This window comes from Caulobacter sp. UNC358MFTsu5.1 (assembly GCF_000712075.1).
In the GTDB taxonomy this organism is placed as follows: domain Bacteria; phylum Pseudomonadota; class Alphaproteobacteria; order Caulobacterales; family Caulobacteraceae; genus Caulobacter.
Genome location: NZ_JONW01000008.1, coordinates 478,758 through 503,363, shown reverse-complemented (window position 1 = coordinate 503,363; position 24,606 = coordinate 478,758). Strand labels below are relative to the sequence as shown.

General features: G+C 69.1%; 18 protein-coding genes. 8 read left to right on the top strand and 10 right to left on the bottom strand.

Annotation, left to right across the window (positions count from 1 at the left end):
• Positions 1-46: 46 nt before the first annotated feature.
• On the top strand, positions 47-3,052 hold the full coding sequence (locus BR39_RS0117390) for a TonB-dependent receptor (protein WP_029914514.1): 3,006 nt from the start codon (positions 47-49) through the stop codon (positions 3,050-3,052).
• Between the two features lie 43 nt (positions 3,053-3,095).
• Here BR39_RS0117390 and BR39_RS0117385 read toward each other — a convergent pair whose 3' ends face one another.
• The 3 genes from BR39_RS0117385 to BR39_RS0117375 all read right to left on the bottom strand — a co-directional run bounded on the left by BR39_RS0117385 (position 3,096) and on the right by BR39_RS0117375 (position 7,577).
• On the bottom strand, positions 3,096-4,142 hold the full coding sequence (locus tag BR39_RS0117385) for a phosphotriesterase (RefSeq protein ID WP_081916856.1): 1,047 nt from the start codon (positions 4,140-4,142) through the stop codon (positions 3,096-3,098).
• Between the two features lie 72 nt (positions 4,143-4,214).
• Positions 4,215-5,450: a TetR/AcrR family transcriptional regulator gene (locus BR39_RS0117380; protein WP_029914510.1), complete on the bottom strand. Its 1,236-nt coding sequence runs from the start codon at positions 5,448-5,450 to the stop codon at positions 4,215-4,217.
• 168 nt (positions 5,451-5,618) lie between these two features.
• Complete coding sequence (locus BR39_RS0117375; RefSeq protein WP_029914508.1) at positions 5,619-7,577, bottom strand: response regulator; 1,959 nt, start codon at positions 7,575-7,577, stop codon at positions 5,619-5,621.
• A 143-nt stretch (positions 7,578-7,720) separates the two neighbouring features.
• Here BR39_RS0117375 and BR39_RS0117370 point away from each other — a divergent pair, with 143 nt between their 5' ends.
• Complete coding sequence (locus BR39_RS0117370) at positions 7,721-8,947, top strand: serine hydrolase (RefSeq protein WP_029914505.1); 1,227 nt, start codon at positions 7,721-7,723, stop codon at positions 8,945-8,947.
• On the opposite strand, the gene BR39_RS0117365 is transcribed toward BR39_RS0117370, so the two are convergent.
• Positions 8,944-9,849: a LysR family transcriptional regulator gene (locus BR39_RS0117365; RefSeq protein WP_029914503.1), complete on the bottom strand. Its 906-nt coding sequence runs from the start codon at positions 9,847-9,849 to the stop codon at positions 8,944-8,946. The genes BR39_RS0117370 and BR39_RS0117365 overlap by 4 nt on opposite strands.
• Before the next feature lie 126 nt (positions 9,850-9,975).
• Between BR39_RS0117365 and BR39_RS0117360 the strand changes: the two genes are divergently transcribed.
• The 4 genes from BR39_RS0117360 (at position 9,976) to BR39_RS0117345 (ending at position 16,346) form a co-directional block, all read left to right on the top strand.
• Positions 9,976-10,998: an NAD(P)-dependent alcohol dehydrogenase gene (locus BR39_RS0117360; protein ID WP_029914501.1), complete on the top strand. Its 1,023-nt coding sequence runs from the start codon at positions 9,976-9,978 to the stop codon at positions 10,996-10,998.
• A 411-nt stretch (positions 10,999-11,409) separates the two neighbouring features.
• On the top strand, positions 11,410-13,500 hold the full coding sequence (locus BR39_RS0117355; protein WP_197026723.1) for a 3-hydroxyacyl-CoA dehydrogenase NAD-binding domain-containing protein: 2,091 nt from the start codon (positions 11,410-11,412) through the stop codon (positions 13,498-13,500).
• Positions 13,501-13,680: 180 nt separating this feature from the next.
• The gene (locus BR39_RS0117350) at positions 13,681-15,231 is read left to right on the top strand and encodes a class I adenylate-forming enzyme family protein (protein ID WP_029914498.1); all 1,551 of its coding nucleotides are present in this window, start codon (positions 13,681-13,683) and stop codon (positions 15,229-15,231) included.
• Between the two features lie 131 nt (positions 15,232-15,362).
• Positions 15,363-16,346, top strand: coding sequence for a DegT/DnrJ/EryC1/StrS family aminotransferase (locus tag BR39_RS0117345; RefSeq protein WP_029914496.1), 984 nt, complete (start codon positions 15,363-15,365; stop codon positions 16,344-16,346).
• A 138-nt stretch (positions 16,347-16,484) separates the two neighbouring features.
• On the opposite strand, the gene BR39_RS0117340 is transcribed toward BR39_RS0117345, so the two are convergent.
• Entirely contained in the window at positions 16,485-17,504 is a 1,020-nt protein-coding gene (locus BR39_RS0117340) for an adenosine deaminase (RefSeq protein WP_029914494.1), read from the bottom strand.
• A 161-nt stretch (positions 17,505-17,665) separates the two neighbouring features.
• On the opposite strand from BR39_RS0117340, the gene BR39_RS0117335 reads away from it, so the two are divergent.
• Positions 17,666-18,049 carry a hypothetical protein gene (locus tag BR39_RS0117335; RefSeq protein WP_029914492.1) on the top strand — a complete coding sequence of 128 codons (384 nt, stop codon included), beginning with the start codon at positions 17,666-17,668 and terminating at the stop codon, positions 18,047-18,049.
• 3 nt (positions 18,050-18,052) lie between these two features.
• On the opposite strand, the gene BR39_RS0117330 is transcribed toward BR39_RS0117335, so the two are convergent.
• The 5 genes from BR39_RS0117330 to BR39_RS0117310 all read right to left on the bottom strand — a co-directional run bounded on the left by BR39_RS0117330 (position 18,053) and on the right by BR39_RS0117310 (position 20,950).
• Positions 18,053-18,943 (bottom strand): pirin family protein, encoded by an 891-nt coding sequence (locus BR39_RS0117330; RefSeq protein ID WP_029914490.1) that lies wholly within the window; start codon positions 18,941-18,943, stop codon positions 18,053-18,055.
• A 114-nt stretch (positions 18,944-19,057) separates the two neighbouring features.
• Complete coding sequence (locus BR39_RS0117325; protein ID WP_029914487.1) at positions 19,058-19,471, bottom strand: GFA family protein; 414 nt, start codon at positions 19,469-19,471, stop codon at positions 19,058-19,060.
• Between the two features lie 42 nt (positions 19,472-19,513).
• Complete coding sequence (locus tag BR39_RS0117320; RefSeq protein ID WP_029914484.1) at positions 19,514-19,996, bottom strand: SRPBCC domain-containing protein; 483 nt, start codon at positions 19,994-19,996, stop codon at positions 19,514-19,516.
• A complete protein-coding gene (locus BR39_RS0117315) occupies positions 19,993-20,322 on the bottom strand; it encodes a helix-turn-helix transcriptional regulator (protein ID WP_029914478.1) in 330 nt (109 codons plus the stop codon). Before BR39_RS0117315 ends, BR39_RS0117320 begins: the two co-directional genes overlap by 4 nt.
• 130 nt (positions 20,323-20,452) lie before the next feature.
• Positions 20,453-20,950, bottom strand: coding sequence for an Lrp/AsnC family transcriptional regulator (locus BR39_RS0117310; RefSeq protein ID WP_029914476.1), 498 nt, complete (start codon positions 20,948-20,950; stop codon positions 20,453-20,455).
• A gap of 142 nt (positions 20,951-21,092) precedes the next feature.
• On the opposite strand from BR39_RS0117310, the gene BR39_RS0117305 reads away from it, so the two are divergent.
• Entirely contained in the window at positions 21,093-24,524 is a 3,432-nt protein-coding gene (locus tag BR39_RS0117305) for an indolepyruvate ferredoxin oxidoreductase family protein (protein WP_029914474.1), read from the top strand.
• The last annotated feature ends 82 nt before the right edge of the window (positions 24,525-24,606 follow it).

The following is a 24,606-nucleotide window of genomic DNA, read 5'->3' as shown; positions in this document are numbered from 1 at the left end:
GCCCAAAAGACCTGCGTTCAAAAAAAGCAGCTCGGGAGGGAAGACCATGAAGAAAGCGATGTTCCTGCGCGGGGCCTCGGCCCTGACACTTGTCTTGGGCATGGGGGCCGGCGCCGCCCACGCCCAGACCAGACCCTCGAACGACCAGGGACCGGTCATGGTGGAAGAGGTCATCGTCACCGGTTCGTTCATCAAGGGCACGCCCGAGGACGCCTCGCTGCCGGTCGACGTGATCGGCGTCGAGGACCTGCAGAAGCAGGGCTCGCCCTCGACGGTGGAGATGCTCAAGGCCCTGCCGGTCTCGAACGGCGTGCTGGGCGACACCAATCAGTTCGACGCCCGGGCCCAGGGCTCGGAAGGCTCGGGCTCGGTCAACCTGCGCGGCCTGGGCTCGCAGCGCACCCTGGTGCTGCTGAACGGCCGGCGCCTGGCGATCAACCCGCTGGCCGCGGCCGGGGCGGGCATCGTCGACACCAACATCATCCCCGGCGCCGCCATCGGCCGGATCGAGGTGCTGAAGGACGGGGCCGCGGCGACCTACGGCTCGGACGCCATCGCCGGCGTCGTCAACTTCATCACCCGCAAGAACTTCAACGGCCTGGAGGCCGGGGCCGACTACCGGTTCATCGACGGCTCGAAGGGCGACTACGGCCTGAACGTCACCTACGGCAAGGTCTGGGACCGCGCCAACCTGCTGGCCAGCATCGGCTGGCAGCACCGCTCGAAGCTGACGGTCGCCGACCGCGACTGGGCCAACAAGCCCTATCTGGACAACCCCGAGGCGGGCTGGTCGGCGGCGGGCAACCCCTCGACCTTCATCCCGGCCGCGGCCTCGACCACCGGCTTCCGCGATCCCAGCTGCTCGTCCCTGGGCGGCTACGCCGGCTTCAGCGGCCTGACGCCGGTCTGCTACTGGCACTACACGCCGTTCGACAACCTGGTCGAGAAACAGGACGCGCTCCAGGCCTATGGCGAGATCAACGCCGACCTGTCGGACAAGACCAAGTTCCACATGGAGGCCCTGGTCAGCCACACCGACGTCCCCGACTGGAACACCTCGCCGTCCTACGCCGCCCTGGCGGTGCCGACGGCCGAGGTCGCGCTCGCGCCGTCGCTGGTCGGACGCTACTACGTGCCGGCCAACAACCCCGGCCTGATCGCCTTCATGGCCGCCAACCCCACCATCGTCACCACCAGCCTGGTGACCGGCGCCCAGACCACGGTGCCGTCGGCGATCCTGGCGGGCGGGGCGATCAACGCGGCCAACCGGCCCTACGGCCTGGGCGGCAATCCGGCCTTCGGTTACGGCCCCTCGATCGGCGCGCGGTCCTACAACGCCTATCGGGTGTCGGGCGACCTGTCGGGCGAGTTCGACAACGGCATCGGCTGGGACCTGGCCCTGACCTATTCCCAGGAGGTGGGCATCCGGACCGGCTACGACACGCTGGTCAACCGCTTCCAGCTGGCCCTGCGCGGCCTGGGCGGTCCGCGCTGCGACACCGACCCGGCCACCCCCGGCATCCAGGGCGTGCCCGGCGTCAACGGCTGCCTGTTCTACAACCCGTTCGCCAACGCCATCCCCGGCAACGCCATCACCGGCGTGGCCAATGCGGGCTACAACGCCAACCTGGCCAACAGCGAGGAGGTCACGCGCTGGTTCTTCCAGAAGCTGACCACCAAGCAGGCCTCGCGCCTGTTCGTCGGCGAGGCGGTGCTGAACGGCAAGACCAACATCACCCTGCCGGGCGGCGACATCGCCTGGGCCGCCGGGGTGCAGTACCGCCTGACCTACTTCAAGTCCGACTACAACGACATCTCCAACGCCCTGATCAATCCGTGCGTCAACACGCCGGACTACGGGGTGACCAACTGCACCGGCTCGGTCCGCAACGGGCCGTTCATGTTCCTGGGCGTCAACACCCCGGCCGACAAGCAGAGCGACGTCATGGCCGGCTTCGGCGAGTTGTCGGTGCCGATCACCGAAGACCTGCAGATGCAGCTGGCCGCCCGCTACGAGGACTACGGCGGCCCGACGGGCTCGACCTTCAATCCCAAGGTCGCGCTCCGCTGGCAGGCCACGCCCTGGATGGCGCTGCGCGGCTCGGCGGGCTCGACCTTCCGCGGCCCGCCCGATCCGCAGTTGGTCACCTCGTCGGTCACCTCGCTGCAGAGCATCCTGGGCGTGTTCCGCGCCGTCGATATCTACGGCAATCCCAACCTGCAGCCGGAAAAGGCCGACACCTTCAACGCCGGCGTCCTGTTCAACGCCGGCAACTTCAAGGCCAGCATCGACTACTTCCAGTTCGACTTCGACAAGCCGATCGTGGCCGAGCCGGTGGGCGGGATGGTCAACGCCCTCTATCCGAACGGCGCGACCGGGGCCAACAACTGCGGCAACCCCGCCTATGCGGCCCTGCAGGCCCGATTCACCTTCACCACCGGCTGCAGCACGATCTCGTCGCTGGCCCGCCTGAAGACCTATTACGTCAACGGACCGTCGATCAAGAATTCGGGCGTCGACTTCTCGGCCGACTACATCTTCGAGGACGTGATCGGCGGCGACCTGCGCCTGGGCGCCAACGCCACCTGGATCTCCGAATACAAGATCGACGCCCAGACGGTGGAAGGCGTGGTGGTCACCCCCGCGTTCGACGCCGTGGGCCAGCTGAACTACCAGACCATTGCCGTGCCGATCCCACAGTGGAAGGGTGACGCCTTCGGCGAGTGGACCCGGGGGCCGCACAACGTGCGCCTGACGGTCCACTACATCGACAGCTACGTCGACCAGCGCACCGCGCCGTTCGCGGCCGGGGCCTACAAGGACTCCACCGGCGCGCCGGTGCAGGTGGCGGCCGGCAAGAAGATCGACAAGCAGATCCTGACCGACATCTCGTATCGGGTGTTCCTGCCCTGGGACACCACCCTGTCGGCGACGATCACCAACATCTTCGACCAGGATCCCTCGTACGCCCGCCTGGACCTCGGGTACGACCCGTTCACGGGCGACCCGCTGGGCCGGACCTACAAGTTCGGCATCAAGAAGAAGTTCTAGAGCCGTCGGCGGGAGGGGCGGCTCAGGCCGCCCCTCTTCTCGATCACGCCGTCCCGCGTTGTCGGATCGCGAAGGCCTCCGCCGGATTGGCGACCATCAGCGTGTTGATCTCCGCCGGGGTGAAGCCCTTGGCCCGAAGCGCCGGCAGGAATTGGGTGAAGATCAGCTCGTAGCTGCGGGCCTGACCGCCTCCGGCCTGGCCGACATTGTACCAACCCGCGTCCTGCGAGATGAGCACGCGGTTCAGCAGGCCCTCGTCCCGCAGGCGGGTCACCAGGCCGACGTGCTGGTCCATCGACTTGGCGTCGATCCCGTCGAACTCCACCCAGGCCTGGCGCCGCGCCGCCGCGATGTGCCGCGTGACGTCCGGCTCGTTCTGGGCGTGGATCCAGATCCAGGCGGACGGATGAACGCCTTCCTGCTCCAACACGTCCAGCTGTTCGAACGCGGACACGGCCGGACCGGTATGGGCGCCGATCGTCAGGCCCGTCCGTTTGTGAGCGATGGCGCCGGCGCGGATCAGCTTGCGCTCGACCTCGCTGAGCGGCCCGCCGTTGAAGCCCAGCTTGATGAAGCCCGGCCGGACGGGGGTTCCATCGATCCCGTCCTTCCATTCCAGCACCCAGCGCTCGGCCAGGGCCTCGGCGGTGTCGGTGAACACCCAGGGCGGCAGGTGGGTGTTGTCGAAGGCGGCGTAGTTGCCCGTGACCGTCAGGATGTTGAGCCCGCTCTCCCGCGCCAGGCGCTCCAGCAGGATCGGGTCGCGACCCAGATAGGCCGCCGTGGCGTCGACGAAGGTCCGGCAGCCGCGCGCCTTGAGGCCGAGCAGGCGAGGCAGGACGACCTTCACCACCTCGTCGCGGTCATAGGGCAGGGGCGCCTTGGCCCACGCGGCATAGGTCTGGAAATTCGCCAGGATGTGTTCATGCACGAGCGTGACGCCCATCTGGTCGGCGTGCATCTGGCCCCGGACGGTCATGACCTGCGGCTCGGGTCCGTACTCGTCCCGCGCCAGGGCCCTCGCGCGGCCGCCGACGACCAGGATCGCGGCGGCGCCGAAGATCCCCTGAACCAGGTCCCGCCTGTGCATGACCGCTCACCCCGTCCGACCACGGCCGCGAGTTGAGCTGGAAATTACGGCAATGAAAAGTCGTGGCGCGGCCTAGCGCGTGAACAGCCCCGTCAGCAGCGGCCGGGCGAACAGCCGGGCCGCTTCCTCGCGCTCCAGCCCGGGGACCCAGATGCCCAGCGAGGCGGCGGCGTTGAGCATCGAATTGATCATGTGGGCCGCGATCATCGGATCGACCGCCCGCACCGAGCCCTCGGCCACGCCGTCCGAGATGATCGCCGCGAAGCGCTCGGAGCCGCGGGCGTAGCCTTGGGCCATCTCGGTGCGGATCTCGATCGGCAGGGCGCCCATCGACGAGGCGCGCAGCAGCGGGCCGTGGTCCGACAGCTGGTAGGCGACCAGGGCGGCGGTCGCCGACGACAGCTGCTGCCAGCTGTCCTTGGCCAGGTCCCGGGCGTCGATCTGGGCCTTGCGGGTGACGGCGAAGGTGCGCTCGAAGCATTCGACCACCAGGGCGTCCTTGTCCTCGTGGTGGTGGTAGAACGAGCCCTTGGTGACGTTCAGCTGGGCCGAGATGTCCTCGACCGAGGCGCCGCGATAGCCGCGCTGGTTGATCAGGCGGGTAGCGGCGACCAGGAAGGTCTCGCGCCATTCCTGGCCCTCGGGCGACTGCGGCGTCGGATCGGGCAGGGTCAGCGGCGCCCAGGCTTGGGTCGAGCCCTTCGGGGCCAGGCCGTTGACCAGGATGTCGTACATCTTGTCGCGCACGCGGCCGTAGTCGTCGACGTCGTAGCGACGCAGCCACGAACCCGACCAGAACACCTGCTCGAGCAGCAGGTGGGTGCGGGCGTTGCGGTCGCGCTTGTCCAGATGGTCGAACTCGGGCCCCTCGAAGAAGCCGCGAACCCGGCGGAAGAGGTCGTTGAACGCGCCCTGCACCGAACCGCGCAGCGGCTCCTTCAGGGCCCGCATCTCGGTGAAGCTGGTCAGGGGCGCGGCCTCGCCCAGGCGCACCCGACGGTTCAGGTCCAGATAGAGGTCGAGGAACTTCAGCAGCCGGCCGGGGGCGTCCGGCGCCTTGCCCGCCTCGGTCACCAGGGCGTCGAACCGCTCCAGGCCGCGCATGAAGCAGGCGGCCGCCAGGTCGTCCTTCTTGCGGTAGTAGTAGGTGACGCTGGTGGTGATCAGCCCGACCTTGGCCGCCACGTCGGCCAGGGTCATGCCCTTGACGCCCTGACGGTTCAGGATGGCGGTCGCGGCGGCGAGGATCGCCTCTTTCTTCTTCGCGTACCGCTCGGTGGCGGGGCTCGCGATCCGGCCGTCGTCCATGTGTCGCCCCCTAGTTCGCGGCCTCGCGCGCGTCCCTTGGACCCGCTGGTCCAATTTAGGAAGCCCTGACTTCACGACAAGGCGCGCGACTCGCTTCGGCGCCGCTTTCGTGGGCGCGGAATCTTGCGCCCGTGTTGCAGGATTGAGGCGGCGAGGTGGTTCGAAGGTCTAGGACGCCAGGGGAGTCCGCTCCGGGAGCGCCTCTTCGCGGCCGGTCTGGCCGAGCACGGCGGCGATGGCCTGGACCAGGGCGGCGGGCGACAGGGGCTTGGCCACCGCGCCGTCCATGCCGGCGGCGAGATAGGACGCCTGCTGGTGGGCCAGGGCGTTGGCGGTCATGGCGATGATCGGGGTCGCGCCCGCCTCGCCGCCCAGGGCGCGGATGCGCCGCGTGGCCTCGACACCGTCCATGCCCGGCATCTGGATGTCCATGAAGATCAGGTCGTAGCCGGGACCGCCGCGTTCGACGGCCTCGACGCCCAGGACGCCGTCCTCGGCGGTCTCGACGACCGCCCCCATGGCCTCCAGCAGCCGGCCGGCGATCAGGCGGTTGGTGGCGTTGTCCTCGACGATCAGCACGCGCAGGCCGGCCAGCAGGCCGGTGTCGGCCTCGATCGGCGCGGCGGCCTCGGAGGCGGGCGGGGCGGCGATCTCCAGCCAGAACAGCGAACCGCCCTCCGGCGGGCTGGTGAAGCCGACGTCGCCGCCCATCAGTATGGCCAGGCGCCGGGTGATGGCCAGGCCCAGGCCCGCGCCGCCGAAGCGGCGGGTGGTCGAGCCGTCGGCCTGGCTGAAGCGCTGGAACAGGCCCTCGGCCGTGGCCTGGTCGACGCCCACGCCGCTGTCCTGGATTTCGAAACGCAGGCGCCGCGCGCCCGGCGGGCCGGCGGTGGTCAGGCGCGCCTCGACGCCGCCCTCCAGCGTGAACTTCACGGCGTTGCCCAGCAGGTTGAACAGGCCCTGGCGCAGCCTCAGGGGATCGGCGCCGACCCAGCCGATGCCGGGATCGACCGTGACGGTCAGGCTCAGGCCCTTCTGCTTGGCCTGGGGACGCAGCAGGTCGGCGACGCTGCGCAGCAGGGCGGCCGGGTCGATCGGCTCGGGATTCAGCTCCAGCTTGCCGGCCTCGATCTTCGAGAAGTCGATGATGTCGTTCAGCAGCTCCGACAGCATGGCGCCGCAGCCCAGGGCCTCGTTCAGCAGCTGGCGGCCGTCGTCCGACAGCTTCTCGCGTTTGAGCAGGTGCATCACGCCCAGCACCCCGTTCATCGGGGTGCGGATCTCGTGGCTCATATTGGCCAGGAACTGCGACTTGGCCTCGGCCGCGCCGAGGGCGGCGTCTCGGGTGGCCACCAGCTCGGTGACGTCCTGGCTGATGCCGATCACGTCCCAGGCCTTGGCGCTGGAGCCGCGCACGCCGCGCCAGGCGGCCCGCATCCAGATCCAGGACTGGCTGGAGGGATCGAGGTAGCGATAGGTCTGGATGTGGTGGTCGCCCGTGGCCAGGGTCCGGCTGAAGGCTTCCCAGACGGCCTGACGCTCTTCGGGATGGGTCGAGGCGGTCATCTCCTGGACCGTCATGATCCGCACCCCGCCCTGGGGCGAGGAGGGCGTGGGGATGTCCTGCTCGAAGATGTAGACGCCCTTGCGCGGGTCGAACCGCCAGACATAGACGCCCGCCGTGTTGCGCAGCAGCTCGTTGGCGCGCTCGGACTGCTGGCGCTCGATCCGGCGGGCGCGATCCTCGGTGAAGTCCTGGAAGACGATCAGCAGCGCCTCGCGCCCGAACGCCTCGGGCAGCAGCTTGGACTGCGAGCGGACCCACAGCCAGCCGCCGCCCTTGCGGGCCAGGCGGTGCTCGGAGCGGGCCTCGCCCTCGGCGCGCAGGGTGGCGCCGATGCCGCGGATGGTGTCGGTGTCGTGCAGGTGGAAGAAGTCGCGGATCGGGCGGCCCAGGGTCTCGTCGGGCGTCCAGCCGGTCAGGGTGGTCCAGGCCGGATTGACGCGGACGATCGCGTCGTCCTCCAGCACCACGAACATGTCGAGGCTGGTCTCGAAGAACCAGTCGGCGGCGGCCTGCTCGATACTGAGGCCGCCGGGGGTCTCGTCGCGCAAGTGCTTGCCCATCCCCGTTCCCTAGTTTTCAATCGATATGCGCACGAACGGGTAAAGGGCGGGTTTCGACGTACCGCCTCTTCGATCGCGCCAATGAAAAAGCACGCCGCCCGCCCGCGATCGTCCGGGCGGTCCGTCGCAGGAGGGATATCGTCTTGAGCACGCCTGAAGCCGTGGGTCTGTCGTCGGACCGACTGAAGCGCATCGACGCCTTCGTCCAGGACCGTTACATCGCGCCCGGAAAGCTGCCCTGCGCCTTGGTCCAGGTCTGGCGTCGCGGCCAATTGGCGCACACCACGATCCTGGGCTCGGCCGACAAGGAACGCGGGCGTCCGCTGCAGGCCGACAGCCTGTTCCGCATCTATTCGATGACCAAGCCGATCACCTCGATCGCCTTCATGATGCTGGTCGAGGAGGGCAAGGTCGCGCTGGACGATCCGGTGCACCGGTTCATCCCGTCGTGGAAGAAGCTGGGCGTGTTCCAGGCCGGCGTGCTGGGCGCCTTCCAGGCCAAGCCGGTCGATCAGCCGATGCGGATCGTCGACCTGCTGCGCCATACCGCCGGTTTGACCTACGGCTTCCAGCAGCGCTCGAACATCGACGCCGCCTATCGCAAGCTGAAGCTGGACGGGGTCGACAGCGAGGGCGGGCTCGACGCCTTCGTCGAGGCCCTGGCGGCCCTGCCGCTGGAGTTCTCGCCGGGCGAGGCGTGGAACTATTCGGTGGCCACCGACGTGCTGGGCTACCTGGTCCAGGCGATCTCGGGCCAGCCGTTCGACGTGTTCCTGAAGGAGCGCATCTTCGACCCGCTGAAGATGGTCGACACCGGCTTCTTCGTGCCCGACGACCAGCGCCATCGCTTCACCGCCTGCTACACCCTGAACCCCAAGGGCGAGGTGGTGCTGCAGGACGATCCGACCACCAGCCACTACCTGTCCGAGCCGTCGGTGAAGTCGGGCGGCGGCGGGCTGGTCTCGACGGCCGGCGACTACATGCGCTTCTGCCGCATGCTGCTGAACGGCGGCGAGCTGGACGGCGCGCGCATCGTCAGCCCCAAGACCCTGAAGCTGATGACGATGAACCACCTGCCGGGCGGCCGGGAGCTGACCGAGATGTCGCGCTCGCTGTTCAGCGAGACGGTGTTCGAGGGGCTGGGCTTCGGCCTGGGCTTCGCCATGACCATCGACCAGGCCCGGACCCGGAACCTGGGCTCGCTGGGCGAATATTTCTGGGGCGGCATGGCCTCGACCGCCTTCTGGATCGATCCGGTCGAAGACCTGGCGGTGGTGTTCATGACCCAATTGATCCCGTCCTCGGCCTATCCGATCCGGCGCGAGCTGCGGACCCTGGTCTACGCGGCCCTGACCGAGAGCAACGGCTAGGTCAGCATCATCTTCGGCAGCTCGGCCGCCAGGGCGTCGATCGCCGCCCGCACGCGCAAGGGCAGGTGCGGGGCCTGGGGCCAGATCAGGTGGGTGTCGAACACCAGGCCGGGCAGGTCGGTGAGCACCCGCTCGAGCCGGCCCGAGGCCACGGGCTCGCGCACCAGCCAGCAGGGCAGCCAGGCCAGGCCGAGACCCGCCGCCGCCGCCTCGGCGATGGCCTCCAGGTCGTCGAAGCGGATGCGGGCGACGGGCGTGACCTCGCGGTCCGGTCCGCCGGGCGTGGGGAACAGCCAGCGTCGCGAGCGATCGCCGCGGCCGTAGAGTACGGCCCGGTGCCCGGCGATGTCCTCAAGGCGCTGGGGGCGGCCGTGGCGGTCCAGATAGGCGGGCGAGGCGCAGACCGTCATCCGCTGCCCGGCCACGCGTCGCCCGACCAGGCCGGCCCGGTCGGGCAGGCCGCCGTTGCGGACCGCCAGGTCGAAGCCGTCCTCGATCAGGTCGGCGGGGCGGTCGCTGAACGACAGGTCCAGCTCCAGGGCCGGATGGCGGCGGACCAGGTCCAGCAGGATCGGGGCGACGCAATGGCGGCCGAAGATCACCGGGGCCGTGACCCGTAGCCGGCCGGCCGGCTCGGCGCGGCCGGACTCCAGCGCCGCCTCGGCCGCCTCCAGTTCGGCTAGGGCGCGCACGCAGCGCTCGTAGAACATCTGGCCGTCCTCGGTGAGGCTCTGGCTGCGCGTGGTGCGATGGAACAGCCGCACGCCCAGGCGCGCCTCCAGCCGGGCGATGGTCTTGCCCACCGCCGAGCGCGTCAGCCCCAGGCGAGGGGCGGCGGGCGCGAAGCCGCCGGCCTCCACCGCCTCGACGAAGGTCGCGATCCCGCTCAGCCGCTCGCTCATGGCGTCGCTCCATTGGTTCCGTCTGCGCTACAGTCAGCGGACAAATGGCCGCCACCGTAGAATTCTGAAGTGCATATGGTCCGCCTCCTCCCGGCCCGGCAAGGGCGAGATATCGAGGAAGACGTGATGGCGAACCTGATGAAGCGGTGGACGATGGACGGCCTGGGCCGCGACCGCCTGGTGCTGAGCGAAGTCGAAATCCCCGCGCCCGGCCCGGGCGAGGTGCTGGTCAAGACGGGGGCCCTGTCCCTGAACTATCGCGACAAGATGGTGGTCGAAGGCGGCATGGGCCTGGACCTGCAATTCCCGTTCACCCCGCTCTCGGACCTGGCGGGGACGGTCGCGGCGGTCGGCCCGGGCGTGACACGGTTCGCGGTCGGGGCGCGGGTGATCTCGACCTTCGTGCCGCACTGGATCGACGGCCCGGCGCGCGGTTCGGCGGCGGCGCCGGCCTATCCCACCCTGGGCGGCCTGCATCAGGGCGTGGCGGCCGAATATATCGTGCTGTCGGAAGAGGTGCTGTCGACCGCGCCGGCCGGCCTGACCGACGCCGAGGCCTCGACCCTGCCGGTCGCCGGCCTGACCGCCTGGTTCGCCCTGATCGAGGAAGGCCGCCTGGCGCCGGGCCAGACCGTGGCGCTCCAGGGCACAGGCGGGGTCTCGCTGTTCGGCCTGCAGATCGCCAAGGCGGCCGGCGCGCGGGTGATCGTCACCTCGGGCGACGACGACAAGCTGGCCCGCGCCCTGGCCCTGGGCGCCGACCATGGCGTCAACCGGCTGAAGGTCAACTGGGCCCAGGAGGTCATCGCCCTGACCGGCGGCCGCGGGGCCGACCACATCCTGGAAGTGGCCGGCGGCGACAACTTCGACCGTTCGATCGCGGCCGCCGCCGTGCGCGGCCAGATCGCGGTGATCGGCCTGCTGGAGGGCAGCGAGCTGAAGGGCACGGTCTTTCCGATGCTGCTCAAGCAACTGGCCGTGCGGGGTCTGGTGGTGGGCCACCGGCGGGCGCTGGAGGACTTCGTCCGCTTCGTCGACCAGCAGGGGCTCAAGCCGGTGATCGACCACGAATACGCCTTCGCCGATCTGCACGCGGCCCTGGACCACCTGGACCGCGGGCCGTTCGGCAAGATCGTGCTGAAGGTCTAGACCGCACAAGAAAGCGGCGCGGGAGGCAGGCTCCCGCGCCGAGTGCGCTTCACCTAAGTCGACACGCCGAGGCGGCGCGCCACGTGCGTGCAGGATCGTCGGCTTAGAAGATTTGGGACGTGTGCAAGTCGCGTCCCGACGCCGACCCCCCTACGCGTACGCCCTCGACAATCGGAGCACACATCGGCGTTCCCGCTCGCTTTGCGGGCACATCCCTCGGCGGCTTCCCCCCGCCCGCACGGATTGGCTCCGGCTGAAACTTCTATTTTCGAATTTCAAGTATGAATGCAGCGGCGTCAATGGGCGGCGCCTAAAATCGCGGCGCCGTTACGGACCTCTGGACTTCGTCGCCGGGTCGTGCAGGGTTTGCTTCAAACAACCGTTCAAAAGAACGCAACCACGAACTCAGGGGTGGAGCACGCCATGGCCGCGATCAACAACGTCACCGATCTGACCGTCGAAGGCGACATCGGGGTCGTCACGCTCAACTCGCCGCCGGTCAACGCCCTGTCGGCGGCGGTGCGGGAAGGCCTGTCCAAGGCCTTCGACGCGGCCATCGCCGACCCGGCAGTCAAGGCCATCGTGCTGATCTGCGAAGGCAAGACCTTCATCGCCGGCGCCGACATCACCGAATTCGGCAAGGCCATGACCGGTCCGTCGCTGCAGGAGGTGCAGAACACCATCGAGAACTCGCCCAAGCCGGTGGTCGCCGCGATCCACGGCACGGTGCTGGGCGGCGGGCTGGAGGTGGCGCTGGTGGCGCACTACCGCGTCGCCGTGCCCTCGGCCAAGGCCGGCCTGCCGGAAGTTAACATCGGCCTGCTGCCCGGCGCCGGCGGCACCCAGCGGCTGCCGCGCGTGGTCGGCGTCGAGAAGGCGCTGGAGATGGTCACCACCGGCCAGCACGTACCGGCCAAGGCCGCCCTGGCGATGGGCCTGTTCGACTCGATCGTCGAGGAAGGCGCCCTGCGCGACGGGGCCATCGCCTTCGCCCGCGTGGTCCTGGCCGAGGACAAGCCCCTGCGCCGCATCCGCGACCAGAACGAGAAGGTCGAGGCGGCCCGAGGCAAGCCCGAGATCTTCAGCGAGTACCGCAAGGCCAACGCCAAGAAGTTCCGCGGCTTCATGGCCCCCGAGAACAACATCAAGTGCATCGAGGCGGCGGTGAACCTGCCCTTCGACGAGGGGCTGAAGGAAGAGCGCCGCCTGTTCATGGAGCTGATGACCGGCTCGCAGTCGGCCGCCCAGCGCCACGTGTTCTTCGCCGAGCGCCAGGCCGCCAAGATCCCGGACGTGCCGGACGACACCCCGCTGATCCCGGTCAAGAAGGTGGGCGTGATCGGGGCCGGCACCATGGGCGGCGGCATCTCGATGAACTTCCTCAACGCCGGCATCCCGGTGACGATCATCGAGGCGAAACAGGAGAACCTCGACCGCGGCGTCGGGGTGATCCGCAAGAACTACGAGAACACCGCCAAGAAGGGCCGCCTGACCCAGGACGACGTCGAAAAGCGCATGGCGCTGCTGACCCCGTCGATGAACCTGGAGGACCTGGCCGACTGCGACCTGATCATCGAGGCCGTGTTCGAGCTGATGGAGATCAAGAAGGAGGTCTTCGGCAAGCTGGACAAGATCGCCAAGCCCGGCGCGATCCTGGCCTCCAACACCAGCTATCTCGACATCGACGTGATCGCCGCCAGCACCAGCCGGCCCGAGAGCGTGATCGGCCTGCACTTCTTCTCGCCGGCCAACGTCATGCGCCTGCTGGAGATCGTGCGCGGGGCCAAGACCGACAAGTCGGTGATCGCCACCTCGATGCAGATCGGCAAGAAGATCGGCAAGGTCGCCGTGCTGGTCGGCAACTGCCACGGCTTCGTCGGCAACCGCATGCTGGCCCAGCGCCAGCGCGAGGCCCAGAAGCTGATCCTGGAAGGCGCCATGCCCTGGGATGTCGACCGCGTGCTGTACGACTTCGGCCTGCCGATGGGCCCGTTCGCCATGAGCGACCTGGCCGGCCTCGACATCGGCTGGGACCCGGCCAAGACCAGCTCCTCGACCGTCCGCGAAGTGCTCTGCGAGATGGACCGTCGCGGCCAGAAGAACGGCAAGGGCTTCTACGACTACGACGAGAACCGCGTCGCCAAGCCGTCGAAGGAGGTCGAGCAGGTGATCCTCGACTTCGCCGAGAAGCGCCAGATCCAGCGCCGCGAGATCAGCGACCAGGAGATCCTGGAGCGGTGCCTCTATCCGATGGTCAATGAGGGGGCCAAGATCCTGGAGGAGGGCAAGGCCATCCGCGCGTCCGACATCGATACGGTGTGGGTCAACGGCTACGGCTGGCCCGTCTATACCGGCGGCCCGATGTTCTGGGGCGAGCTGGTGGGCCTGGATAAGATCCTGGCCAAGATGCAGGAGTTCCAGGCCAAGCTGGGCGACGACTTCAAGCCGTCGGCCCTGCTGGAGCGGCTGGTGGCCGAGGGCAAGGGCTTCAAGGACGCGTAGCGTCCGAAAGCCTCTCCGTTTGTGAGAGGCTATAAAACCTCCGCTGATCCCCGCGAAAGCGGGGGCCCAAGCTGACTTTCAGCTTGTGGCGCGGTCCAGGATCGATCGTCGGACCCGGCCTGGGTCCCCGCTTTCGCGGGGATCGGCGGGGTTTGGGAGATCAGAGTTAGAGGCGTTTCCATGACCACCATCGCCGCCATGATGACCGCCGACTACGGCGTGATGGGCGACATCCTGCGCCAGCGGGCCGCCGAGCATCCCGACCATCCGGCGGTGATCATGGAGACCGGCGAGGCGGTGACCTACGCCCGGTTCGACGCCCTGGCCGACCGGGTCGCCGCCGCCCTGCAGCGCGACGGGATCAGGCCCGGCGAGGCCGTGGCCGTCTGCGCCCTGTCGTCGATCGCCTATGCGGCGCTCTTCCTCGGCGCGCTGCGCGCCGGGGTGGCGGTGGCGCCGCTGGCCCCGTCGTCGACGCCCGAGGCCATCGCCGGCATGGTCGCCGACTGCGGGGCGCGATTGTTCTTCCTCGACGCGGGCGTCGCCGAGGCCCAGAAGCCGCATCCGATCGCGGTTCGCCAGATCGCCCTGGACGGCTCGGACTTCGGCGAGGCCTTCGACGCCTGGCTGGCGCCCGTCGGCGCGATCCCGGTCGCCGTGGCCATCGCCCCCGACGACCCGTTCAACATCATCTATTCCAGCGGCACGACCGGCGCGCCCAAGGGCATCGTCCAGTCGCACGGCATGCGCTGGAAGCACGTGTTCCGCGGCGACGCGGTCGGCTACGGCCCCGAGGCGGTGACCCTGTTGTCGACGCCGCTCTATTCGAACACGACCCTGGTCTGCTTCTTCCCCACCCTGGCGGGCGGCGGCACGGTGGTGCTGATGAGGAAGTTCGACGCCGGCCGCTATCTGGAGCTGGCCCAGGCCCATCGCATGACCCACACCATGCTGGTGCCGGTGCAGTACCGCCGCCTGATGGACCGGCCCGACTTCGGCGACTTCGACCTGTCGTCGACCCATCTGAAGTTCTGCACCAGCGCCCCGTTCGCGGCCGAGCTGAAGGCCCAGGTCCTGGCGCGCTGGCCCGGCGGGCTGGTCGAGTATTTCGGCATGACCGAGGGCGGCGGCACCTGCATCCTGATGGCCCACGAGCACCCGGACAAGCTGCACACGGTGGGCAAACCCGCGCCCGGCCACGACATCCGGCTGATCGACGAGGACGGCGTCCAGGTCGGTCCCGGCGTGGTCGGCGAGATCGTCGGTCGCTCGGGCGGGATGATGAACGGCTATCACGGCCAGCCGGGCAAGACCGCCGAGGCGACCTGGACCTCGCCCGAAGGCTGGCGCTTCATCCGCACCGGCGACGTCGGCCGGTTCGACGAGGAGGGCTTCCTGACGCTGATGGACCGCAAGAAGGACATGATCATCAGCGGCGGCTTCAACATCTATCCCAGCGACATCGAGGCCGAGATCGTCAAGCATGCCGATGTGGTCGAGGCGGCGGTGGTCGGCGTGCCCTCGGACGCCTGGGGCGAATCGCCGGTGGCCTTCGTGGCGCTCAAGCCTGATGCGCGGATTGACGCGGAGGCCCTGAAGGCCTGGGTCAACGCCCGCCTGGGCAAGACCCAGCGGCTGGTCGACCTGCGTCTGGTCGAATCCCTTCCCCGCAGCCATATTGGCAAGGTGTTGAAGCGTGAACTCCGCGATGGCTGGACGGCTTCTGCCTAGGTCGAAGATTCCGGCCCTATTTTTGCCGCGACGGCGCGCCGCATCTGGGGCGCCCGAGTCAGTCGATACGTTTGCTTAACCATAACGGCGCTGTCGTGTGACAGAGCTGGACTGTTCGGAAGCGACGTCTGATGCAAGCCCTCCCCAAAGTCTCGCCGGAAGCGCGCAAGAAGGCCAAGGCCGAAGCCGCTTTCGCGGCCGCCGGCGTCCCGATGGACTTCGCCGCCGTGGAGAAGGTGCTTCGACAGGGGCTGACGCCCGGCCTCGACGCCAAGCTGGCCGACCGCTTCGACCGCCCCACCGCCGTCCGCGCCGTCGCCGACCGCGTCTGCGCCCTGACCGCCGCCCTCGTCGCCTCGGGCGTCCGCCCCGGCGGCGTCTGCATCGTCCCCGCCCTGGCCAGCGCCGCCACCCTGGAGGCGGTCGCCGCCGCCGGCCTGCGGGCCTGGCTGGTGGACGTCGATCCCTACAGCTGGATGTTCGACCCGGCCCACCTGCGCGAACGCCTCGGCGAGGCCCCGCCGCCGATCGAGGCCATCGTCCCCACCTGCGCCTTCGGCCGCGCCCCCGACATGAGCGCCTGGGCCGCCTTCCAGCGCGAGACCGGCCTGCCGATCGTGGTCGACGCCACCGACGGGTTCGACGTGATCATGGACGCCCCGGTCCCCGTGGTCGTCGGCCTGCCTGGCGGCCAGGGCGTGTTCGTCGCCAGCCAGGACGCGTCCTTCATCGCCCGCCTCGATGCGCCCGCCTTCGAAGGCGAGGCCGGGCTCGAGGGCTGGTCGGGCCAGCGCCTGCGCCTGGCCACCGCGGCCCAGCGCCTGCGCATGCTGCTGCTGGGCGCGCCGATCGGCTTCCAGCCGGGCTGGGGCATGAGCTGGGTGTCGGACGCCTGGGTCGTCAGCGTCTCGGAAGGCGCCGCTCCGATCGTGGCGGAGAAGCTGGCCGATTTGGGCTATGCGACCAATCCTGTCGGTCCCGGCGTCGTCATCCGCGACCAGACCCCGGTGGCCGACCGCCTGGCCCATTCGGTGCTGAGCCTGCCGTTCCATGCGGACCTGGGGATCACCGAGCTGGACGAACTGGCCGAGGCGGTACGGAAGGCGCTGGTCTAAACTCCGCTCATCCCGGCGAATGCCGGGACCCAGATCCCAAAGCGTTTGGGCTGACTGGAAGAGCGCGGAGCTTTTGGACCCCACCTCAAAGCCATTCCATCTGGGTCCCGGCATTCGCCGGGATGAGCGGATATAAAATCAGTTGGCCGCCGCGTACGCCTCGACCTGCGCCACGCGCCGGGCCTTTTCCGCCTCGTCCAGGAACGAGCCCGTGAAGCTGTTCTTCGCCAGGGTCACCAGCTCGTCGCGCGTCAGGCCGACGGCCTGCGCGGTCTGCAGGTAGTTCTCCAGCAGGTAGCCGCCGAAATAGGCCGGGTCGTCGGAATTGACGGTGGCCTTCAGGCCCAGCTTCAGCATGCGCTTCAGCGGATGCTCCTTCAGGTCGCTGACCCCGCACAGCTTCAGGTTCGACAGCGGGCAGACCGTCAGGGTCGTTTCGTCCTGCACCAGGCGGGCGGTCAGGCAGTCGTCCTCCAGGGCGCGGTTGCCGTGGTCGATGCGGTCGACGTCGAGGATGTCCACCGCCTCCCAGACATAGGCCGGCGGGCCTTCCTCGCCGGCGTGGGCCACGACCTTGAGACCCAGGTCGCGGGCGGCCTGCATCACGCGGGCGAACTTGGCGGGCGGGTGGCCCACCTCCGAGGAGTCCAGGCCGACCCCGGCGATGTTCGACAGGTGCGGCTTGGCCTGCTCCAGCGTCACGAACGCCGAGGCCTCGTCCAGGTGGCGCAGGAAGCAGAGGATCAGCTTGGACGTCACGCCCAGCTCGCGCTCGGCGGCCTCCATGCCCTCGACCAGGCCGTCGATCACCGTCTCGAAGGCCACGCCCCGGTCGGTATGGGTCTGGGGATCGAAGAAGATCTCGGCATGGGTCCCGCCGTCGGCCTTCAGCCGGCGGAAATAGGCCAGGGCCAGGTCCTTGAAGTCGGCCTTGGTCAGCAGCACGCCCGCGCCCTGGTAGTAGATGTCCAGGAAGTCCTGGAGGTTCGAGAAGGCGTAGGCGGCGCGGATCTCGTCCACCGTCTTGAACGGCAGGGTCACGCCGTTGCGCGCGGCCAGCTCGAACATCAGCTCGGGCTCGAGGCTGCCCTCGATGTGCATGTGCAGCTCGGCCTTGGGCAGGCCGCGGACGAAGGTTTCGAGAGCGAGATCGGTCATGGCCGGATTATGAGCGCCGGGGGCGGGGGTGTTCAACCGACAAGATGCTCCCCCTCCGCCGGGCGGGGACATGCACTTGTGCGTGTCTCCAAATCTCGCACTGCGTCTGCTGGGGACACGCACAAGTGCATGTCCCCGGTCGATGCCTTAAGAACCGTCCGGTGACCACCGACAACCTCCCCATCCCCCGCGAAGACCTCGGCCCCGACATCGGCTTCGCCGAGGCGCAGGCCGCCGAGCTCTACGGCCGCGACTATCGCAAGGCGCTGGCCAGCGACGACGGCTTCCAGCGGCTGGACGCGGTGGAGCGGCTGGCCGGGGCCCGCGCGGCGCTCAGCGTCCAGGAGGTGGCGGTGATGGACATGGCCGCCGGGCGCGGCCACGCCCTGGCCGAGATCGTCCGCCTGACCGGCCGGGAGACGGCCTTCGTCGAGGCCCTGGTCCTGGGCGCCTGCGCCAAGCTGGTGCTCCACTACCAGGCGGTGGGCGAGGCCGACGACGAGGTGGGCCCCGGGCCGCTCAGATTGCCGGGGCCGTTCCTCTAGCCGCTAAGACATCGGCGGCGGCGGGGGCGGCGGCTCGGGCAGGGGGGTGAATTCCTGGTCGTCCAGGTCGGGCAGCTTCATGCGCTGGGCCTTCCAGTCGGCCTTGGCCTGCTCGATGCGTTCCTTGGACGAGGAGACGAAGTTCCACTCGATGAAGCGCGGCCCCACCGGTTCGCCGCCCAGCAGCATGACGGTGGAGGGCTCCAGCGCTTCGAAGGTGATCGTCTCGCCCGGCTTGAACACCGCCATCTGGCCGGCGTGCAGCACCTGGCCGGCGGCCTCGACCTTGCCGACGGCCACATAGGCGGCGCGCTCGGGATATTCGGCCGGCAGGCCCGCCTTGGCGCCGGCGGCCAGCTCCCAGTGCACGTAGAACAGCGGCGAGAACACCGGCACCTTGGCCTCGACGCCGAACGCCTTGCCGGCCACCAGGGCGGCCTTCAGGCCGTTGGCTTCATAGACCGGCATCTCGTCGCGCGGGTGGTGCGAGAAGCGCGGGGCGATCTCCTCCTGGCCGTCGGGCAGGGCCACCCAGGCCTGGATGCCGTGCATCGGGCCGCCGAACTCGCGCAGGGTCTCGAAGCGCTCGGAGTGGGTGATCCCGCTGCCGGCCGTCATCCAGTTGACCTCGCCCGGACGGATGGCGATGTCGGAGCCGACGCTGTCCTTGTGCGTGATCTCGCCCTCGAACAGGTAGGTCAGGGTCGACAGGCCGATGTGCGGATGCGGGCGCACGTCGACATTGCGCGGGAAGCCGGGCTCGAACTCGACCGGCCCCATGTGGTCGAAGAAGGTGAAGGGCCCCACCATCCGCCGGCTGTGGAACGGCAGCACGCGCCCGACCTCGAAACCGCCGAGGTCCTTGCGGCGCTGGTCGATGACGAGGTCGATCATGGGGAGGCTCCGAAGCGATGGAGCCCTTACTCTAGAAGGGAAGGGCGGCTTGCCTCTAGAAGAAAACGGGTGGCGTCGACGTTCCGTCGGACGCCGCCGCGAGGTCCGCGCCGCCTAGCCCGTCGGCATGCCCTCGAACGCCTGGTGACCGGACGGGACCTGGTCCCACGCGAAGCCGCTGGCGGTGAAGAAGGTCATGGCCGGGGCGTAGCGCTTGGGATCGTCCAGGCTGGCGGCGTGGATCGTGAACAGGTCGGCCATGGCCGGGAAGGCCAGGTAGACCGGCGCGCCGCAGGTCGGGCAGAAGGCGTGTGACTTCACCGTGCCCAGGTCGCCGACCGCCTCCCAGCGCCTCGCCTCGCCTTGCAGGGTCACGGTCGCGTCCTTGAAGGTCAGGTAAGAGCCGTGGCCCGTGCCGCTGACGCGCTGGCAGGTCCGGCACTGGCAATCGGCCTGCACCATCGGCTCGCCGACGATGGAATAGCGCACGGCGCCGCATGCGCAGCCGCCCGTGAAGGGGTCGCTCATCGAAGTCTCCTGGTTGTCGGATTGGGGTAGGGGAGGGCGACCCTAGTGCTGGGTCTCGTCCTGTTCGGCCGCGCAGGTCTCCAGGCGCTCCATCACCACCTGCCAGCCCTTGCTCATGCCGTCATAGGCGCTCTGGTTGCGCGGCAGGACGAAGCCCGAGTGGACCAGCCGCACCCGCGTCCCGGCCTCGCTGGCCGTCAGGGTCCAGGTGACCACGGTCTCCAGCGGCGCGCCGTAGCCGGTATTGGCCGCGTGGCCGCCCTTCCAGCCATAGACCAGGCGCCGGTTCTCGACCGCCTCCAGGACCTGGCAGTGGATCACCCCGTCCCATTGCCCGCCCGGCGTGGTCTGGAAGGTGAAGCGACAACCCTCGACGGGCTCGAACCCGGTCGGCGCCATCAGCCAGCGAGCCATCAGGGCGCCGTTGGTCAGGGCCTTCCAGACGGTGGAGGGGGCATGCGGGAAGACCTCGTCGACGACGATCTCGTGGGTCTCGGGGCGGGTCTGGAGAGCCGCGTCGCTCATGGGTCGATCTCCTGGAGAAGGTTGCGCAGGTCGGCGAACCGGTCGCGCCAGAACACGCCGTAGTGGGACATCCAGTCGACCAGCGGCGTCAGGCCGTCGGGCTGGGCGCGGTAGTAGACGTTGCGGCCTTCCGGACGCTCGGCGACCAGGCCGGCGGTCTTCAGCGACTTCAGGTGCTGGGAGACCGCGCCCTGGCTGACGCCGGCGTGGCGGGTCAGCTCGGCCACGGTGATCTCGTCGGACCGCGCGATGCGCTCGAAGACGGCGCGCCGCGTGGGGTCGGCCAGGGCGCGCATGACGCTGTCGATGGGGGCGGCTGCGATCATGGCGGATCAATTAGCAATGGCTAATGCATTAGTCAACGCTAATCTGTTTAGGCGAAGCCGAAACGAAAAACGCCGCGCTCGACCTTTCGGCGGAGCGCGGCGTCTTTGTCTCGCCGATTGGAAGTCGGGCCTAGCTCAGCGGGCTCACATACGGGCTGACGAGGCCCAGCGGCACGGCCGTGGAGTTCTTCACGCCGCGGATGACGATCCGGCTCTCGATGTTGCTGACCAGGCCCAGCGACAGCAGCTTGTCGCGCAGGAACTCGTCGAACGCGCGCATGTCGCGGGTGACGATGCGCAGCTCGTAGTCGGCCGCGCCGGTCACGGTGGCGCACTGGACGACCTCGGCCCATTTGCCCACGGCCTGCTCGAAGACCTCGAGGTTTTCCTTGGTCGGCAGCGACAGCTTGGCGGTGCAATAGACCTCGAAGCCCAGGCCCAGCTTCTCGCGGTCCAGGATGGTCACGCGGCGCTGGATGACGCCCGCGTCCTCCAGCCTTTTGATGCGCCGCCAGCACGGGCTGGACGACAGGCCGACTCGTTCAGCGATCTCCGCAACGGACAGACCGGCGTCGTGTTGGATGAGATCGAGGATCTTGGCATCCACGGCGTCGAGTTGTTCGGACAAGAATTCCTCCCCCCAGAGGGTGATTGACGCGTTGATCTTGCGCAAAGCGGCCTTGAGTCGGGCAAACCTTGGGCAAACAATTTCCCCGCTTCTATAAGATATTGCTGAGCGGGCAGGAAGACCCCGGAGGAAAATTTTTGCTATGCGGCACTCGGAAATCACGCTCGACGACAAATATCTGCTCGAAGATGGTCGTGCGTTCATCACCGGCGTGCAGGCGCTCATCCGGGTCCTCCTCGACCGAAAGCGCCTGGACACCCGGGCCGGGCTGAACACCGCGGGCTTCCTTTCCGGCTATCGCGGCTCGCCCCTGGGCGGGCTGGACCAGCAGGCGGCGCGGATGTCCAAGCTGCTCACCGCCCACGACGTGGTCTTCAAGGAAGGCCTGAACGAGGACCTGGCCGCCACCGCCGTGTGGGGCAGCCAGCAGGCGAACCTGTTCCCGGGCGCGACCCACGACGGCGTCTTCGGCATGTGGTACGGCAAGGCCCCGGGCGTGGACCGCACCGGCGACGTCTTCAAGCACGCCAATTTCGCCGGCAGCTTCCCGACGGGCGGCGTGCTGGCGGTGGCCGGCGACGACCACGGCTGCAAGAGCTCGACCCTGCCGTCGCAGTCGGAGTTCGCCTTCCAGGACTTCGAGATGCCGGTGCTGTCGCCGGCCGACGTGCAGGAGGTGCTCGACTACGGCCTGCTGGGCATTTCCATGTCGCGCTTCTCGGGCCTGTGGACGGGCATGATCGCCCTGGCCGACACCATGGATTCGGGCGTGACCATCGACGTCTCGCTGGACCGCCACAAGCTGGTGATCCCCGAGTTCCCCATGCCGCCCGGCGGCCTGGGCATCCGGCTGAAGGACCAGCCGATGGAGAAGGAGCGCCGGCTCCGCCTGCACAAGATCCCCGCCGCCCTGGCCTTCGCCCGCGCCAACGGCGTCGACCGGGTGGTGCTGGGCGCCCACCACGTGCGCGTGGGCAAGGCGCGGCTGGGCATCGTCTGCCAGGGCCAGGCCTACAAGGACGTGCTGGAAGCCTTCACCGCCATGGGCATGACCCTGGAGGAGGCGTCCGACCTGGGCGTCTCGATCTACAAGGTCGGCATGCCCTGGCCGTTGGAGCCCCTGGGCCTGCGCGCCTTCGCCGCCGGCCTCGAGACCCTGATGGTCATCGAGCACAAGCGCGGCCTGATCGAGCCCCAGGCGCGCGCCGCGCTCTATGACCTGCCCGCCCAGGCCCGGCCGCGCATCATCGGCAAGGTCGACGAGAAGGGCGCGCCGCTGCTGTCGGAACTGGGCTCGCTGTCGGTGGCCGAGATCGCCCTGGCCATCTACGACCGCCTGCCCGACGGCCCGCACATGGCGCGGGCCCAGGCCTATCTGAACCGCGTCTCGGCCGCCGGCGTCGCCGCCGTCAGCCTGGCCGCCGACCAGGCCCGCAAGCCCTTCTTCTGCTCGGGCTGCCCGCACAACACCTCGACCAAGCTGCCCGAAGGCAGCCGCGCCCTGGCCGGCATCGGCTGCCACTACATGGCCAGCTTCAACGACCCCTCGACCGACCTGAACACCCACATGGGCGGCGAAGGCCTGACCTGGGTGGGCGCCGCGCCGTTCACCACCGAGAAGCACGTCTTCCAGAACCTGGGCGACGGCACCTACAATCACTCGGGCTCGCTGGCGATCCGGGCCGCCGTCGCGGCCGGGGCCAACATCACCTACAAGCTGTTGTTCAACGACGCCGTCGCCATGACCGGCGGCCAGCGCGCCGAGAGCGGCTTCACCCCCGCCCAGATCACCCGCCAGCTGGCGTCCGAGGGCGTGGCCCGGACGGTGATCGTGGTCGATGAGCTGGAGCGCTACCAGGGCGTCACCGACCTGGCCCCCGGCGTCGAGGTCTTCCCGCGGTCCGAGCTGATGAGCGTGCAGAAGATGCTGCGCGACACGCCGGGAACGACGGTGCTGCTGTACGACCAGACCTGCGCCACCGAGAAGCGCCGCCGCCGCAAGCGCGGCACCATGGCCAAGGCGACCAAGCGCGTGTTCATCAACCCGCTGGTCTGCGAGGGCTGCGGCGACTGCTCGATCAAGTCCAACTGCGTGTCGGTGGAGCCGCTGAACACCGAGTTCGGCCGCAAGCGCAAGATCAACCAGTCGACCTGCAATCAGGACTACAGCTGCGTCGACGGCTTCTGCCCGTCGTTCATCACCCTGGAAGGGGCCGAGGGCGCCCAGGCCAAGAAGGCCCCGGCCCTGACGGCCGACTCCACGCCCCTGCCGGTGTTCGACGACTTCCACGGCGTGCGCCGGATCATCTTCACGGGCGTGGGCGGCACGGGCGTGACGACCGTGGCCTCGATCCTGGCCATGGCCGCCCACGTCGATGGCCGCGCCGGCAGCGTGGTCGACATGACGGGCCTGGCCCAGAAGGGCGGCTCGGTGTTCAGCCACGTCAAGATCGGCGAGACCGAGGAGACGGTGGTCGGCGGCCGCGTGCCCGCCGCCAGCGCCGACGTGCTGATCGCCTGCGACATGCTGGTGGCCGCCTCGCCCGAGGGTCTGTCGCTCTACGCCAAGGACCGCACCGCCGCCTTCGGCAACAGCGACTTCGCCCCCACGGCCGACTTCGTCACCAGCCGCGACATCCGCTTCGACAGCGGGGCCATGGCCCGGCGGATCAAGGGCGCGACCAAGGCGTTCGACGCCTGCCCGGCCCAGCACCTGGCCGAGACCCAGTTCGGCGACGCCATCTTCGCCAACATGATCATGGTCGGCTTCGCCTGGCAGCACGGGGTGATCCCGGTCTCCAGCCGCGCCATCTACCGCGCCATCAAGCTGAACGGCGTGGACTACGAGGCCAACCTGGCCGCCTTCGAGCTGGGCCGGAAGGTCGCCCACGATCCGTCGGCCATGGGGCCGCGCGACGCCGACGTCCCGACGCCGGAAACGATGCCGCTGGACGCGCTGATCGCCAAGCGCACGGCCGACCTCGTCGCCTACCAGGACCAGGCCTATGCCGACCGCTACGCCGCCAAGGTGGCCAAGGTCCGCGCGGCTGAAGTGGCGGCGGGCGGCGAGGAGAAGGGCCTGCCCCTGACCCGCGCGGCGGCCGTGAACCTCTACAAGCTGATGGCCTACAAGGACGAGTACGAGGTCGCCCGCCTTTATACCGACGGCCGGTTCGCGGCCGAACTGGCCGGGACCTTCAAGGGCGGCAAGGCCAAGGTCTGGCTGGCCCCGCCGATCATCGGCGCCAAGAACAAGGACGGCACGCCGCGCAAGATGGCCTTCGGCGGCTGGATGCTGGACGTCGCCTTCCCGATCATGGCCAGGATGAAGGGCCTGCGCGGCGGTCCGCTGGACGTGTTCGGCAAGACCGAGGAGCGCCGCATGGAGCGCGGCCTGGTCACCGACTACGAGACCACCCTGGATCGCCTGGCCGGCGGCCTGACTCCCGAGCGCCTGCCCCTGGCGGCCCGCATCGCGGCCGTCCCGCAGGACATCCGCGGCTACGGCCACGTCAAGGACGCCTCGGTGGTCAAGGCCAAGGCCGAGGCGGCGACGCTGTGGAGCCAGTGGTGATCTGATCCGGGGACATGCCCTTGAGGCGTGTCCCCAAGACTGGGCGCGGCGCTTGTAGGTGGGGACACGCCGCAAGGGCATG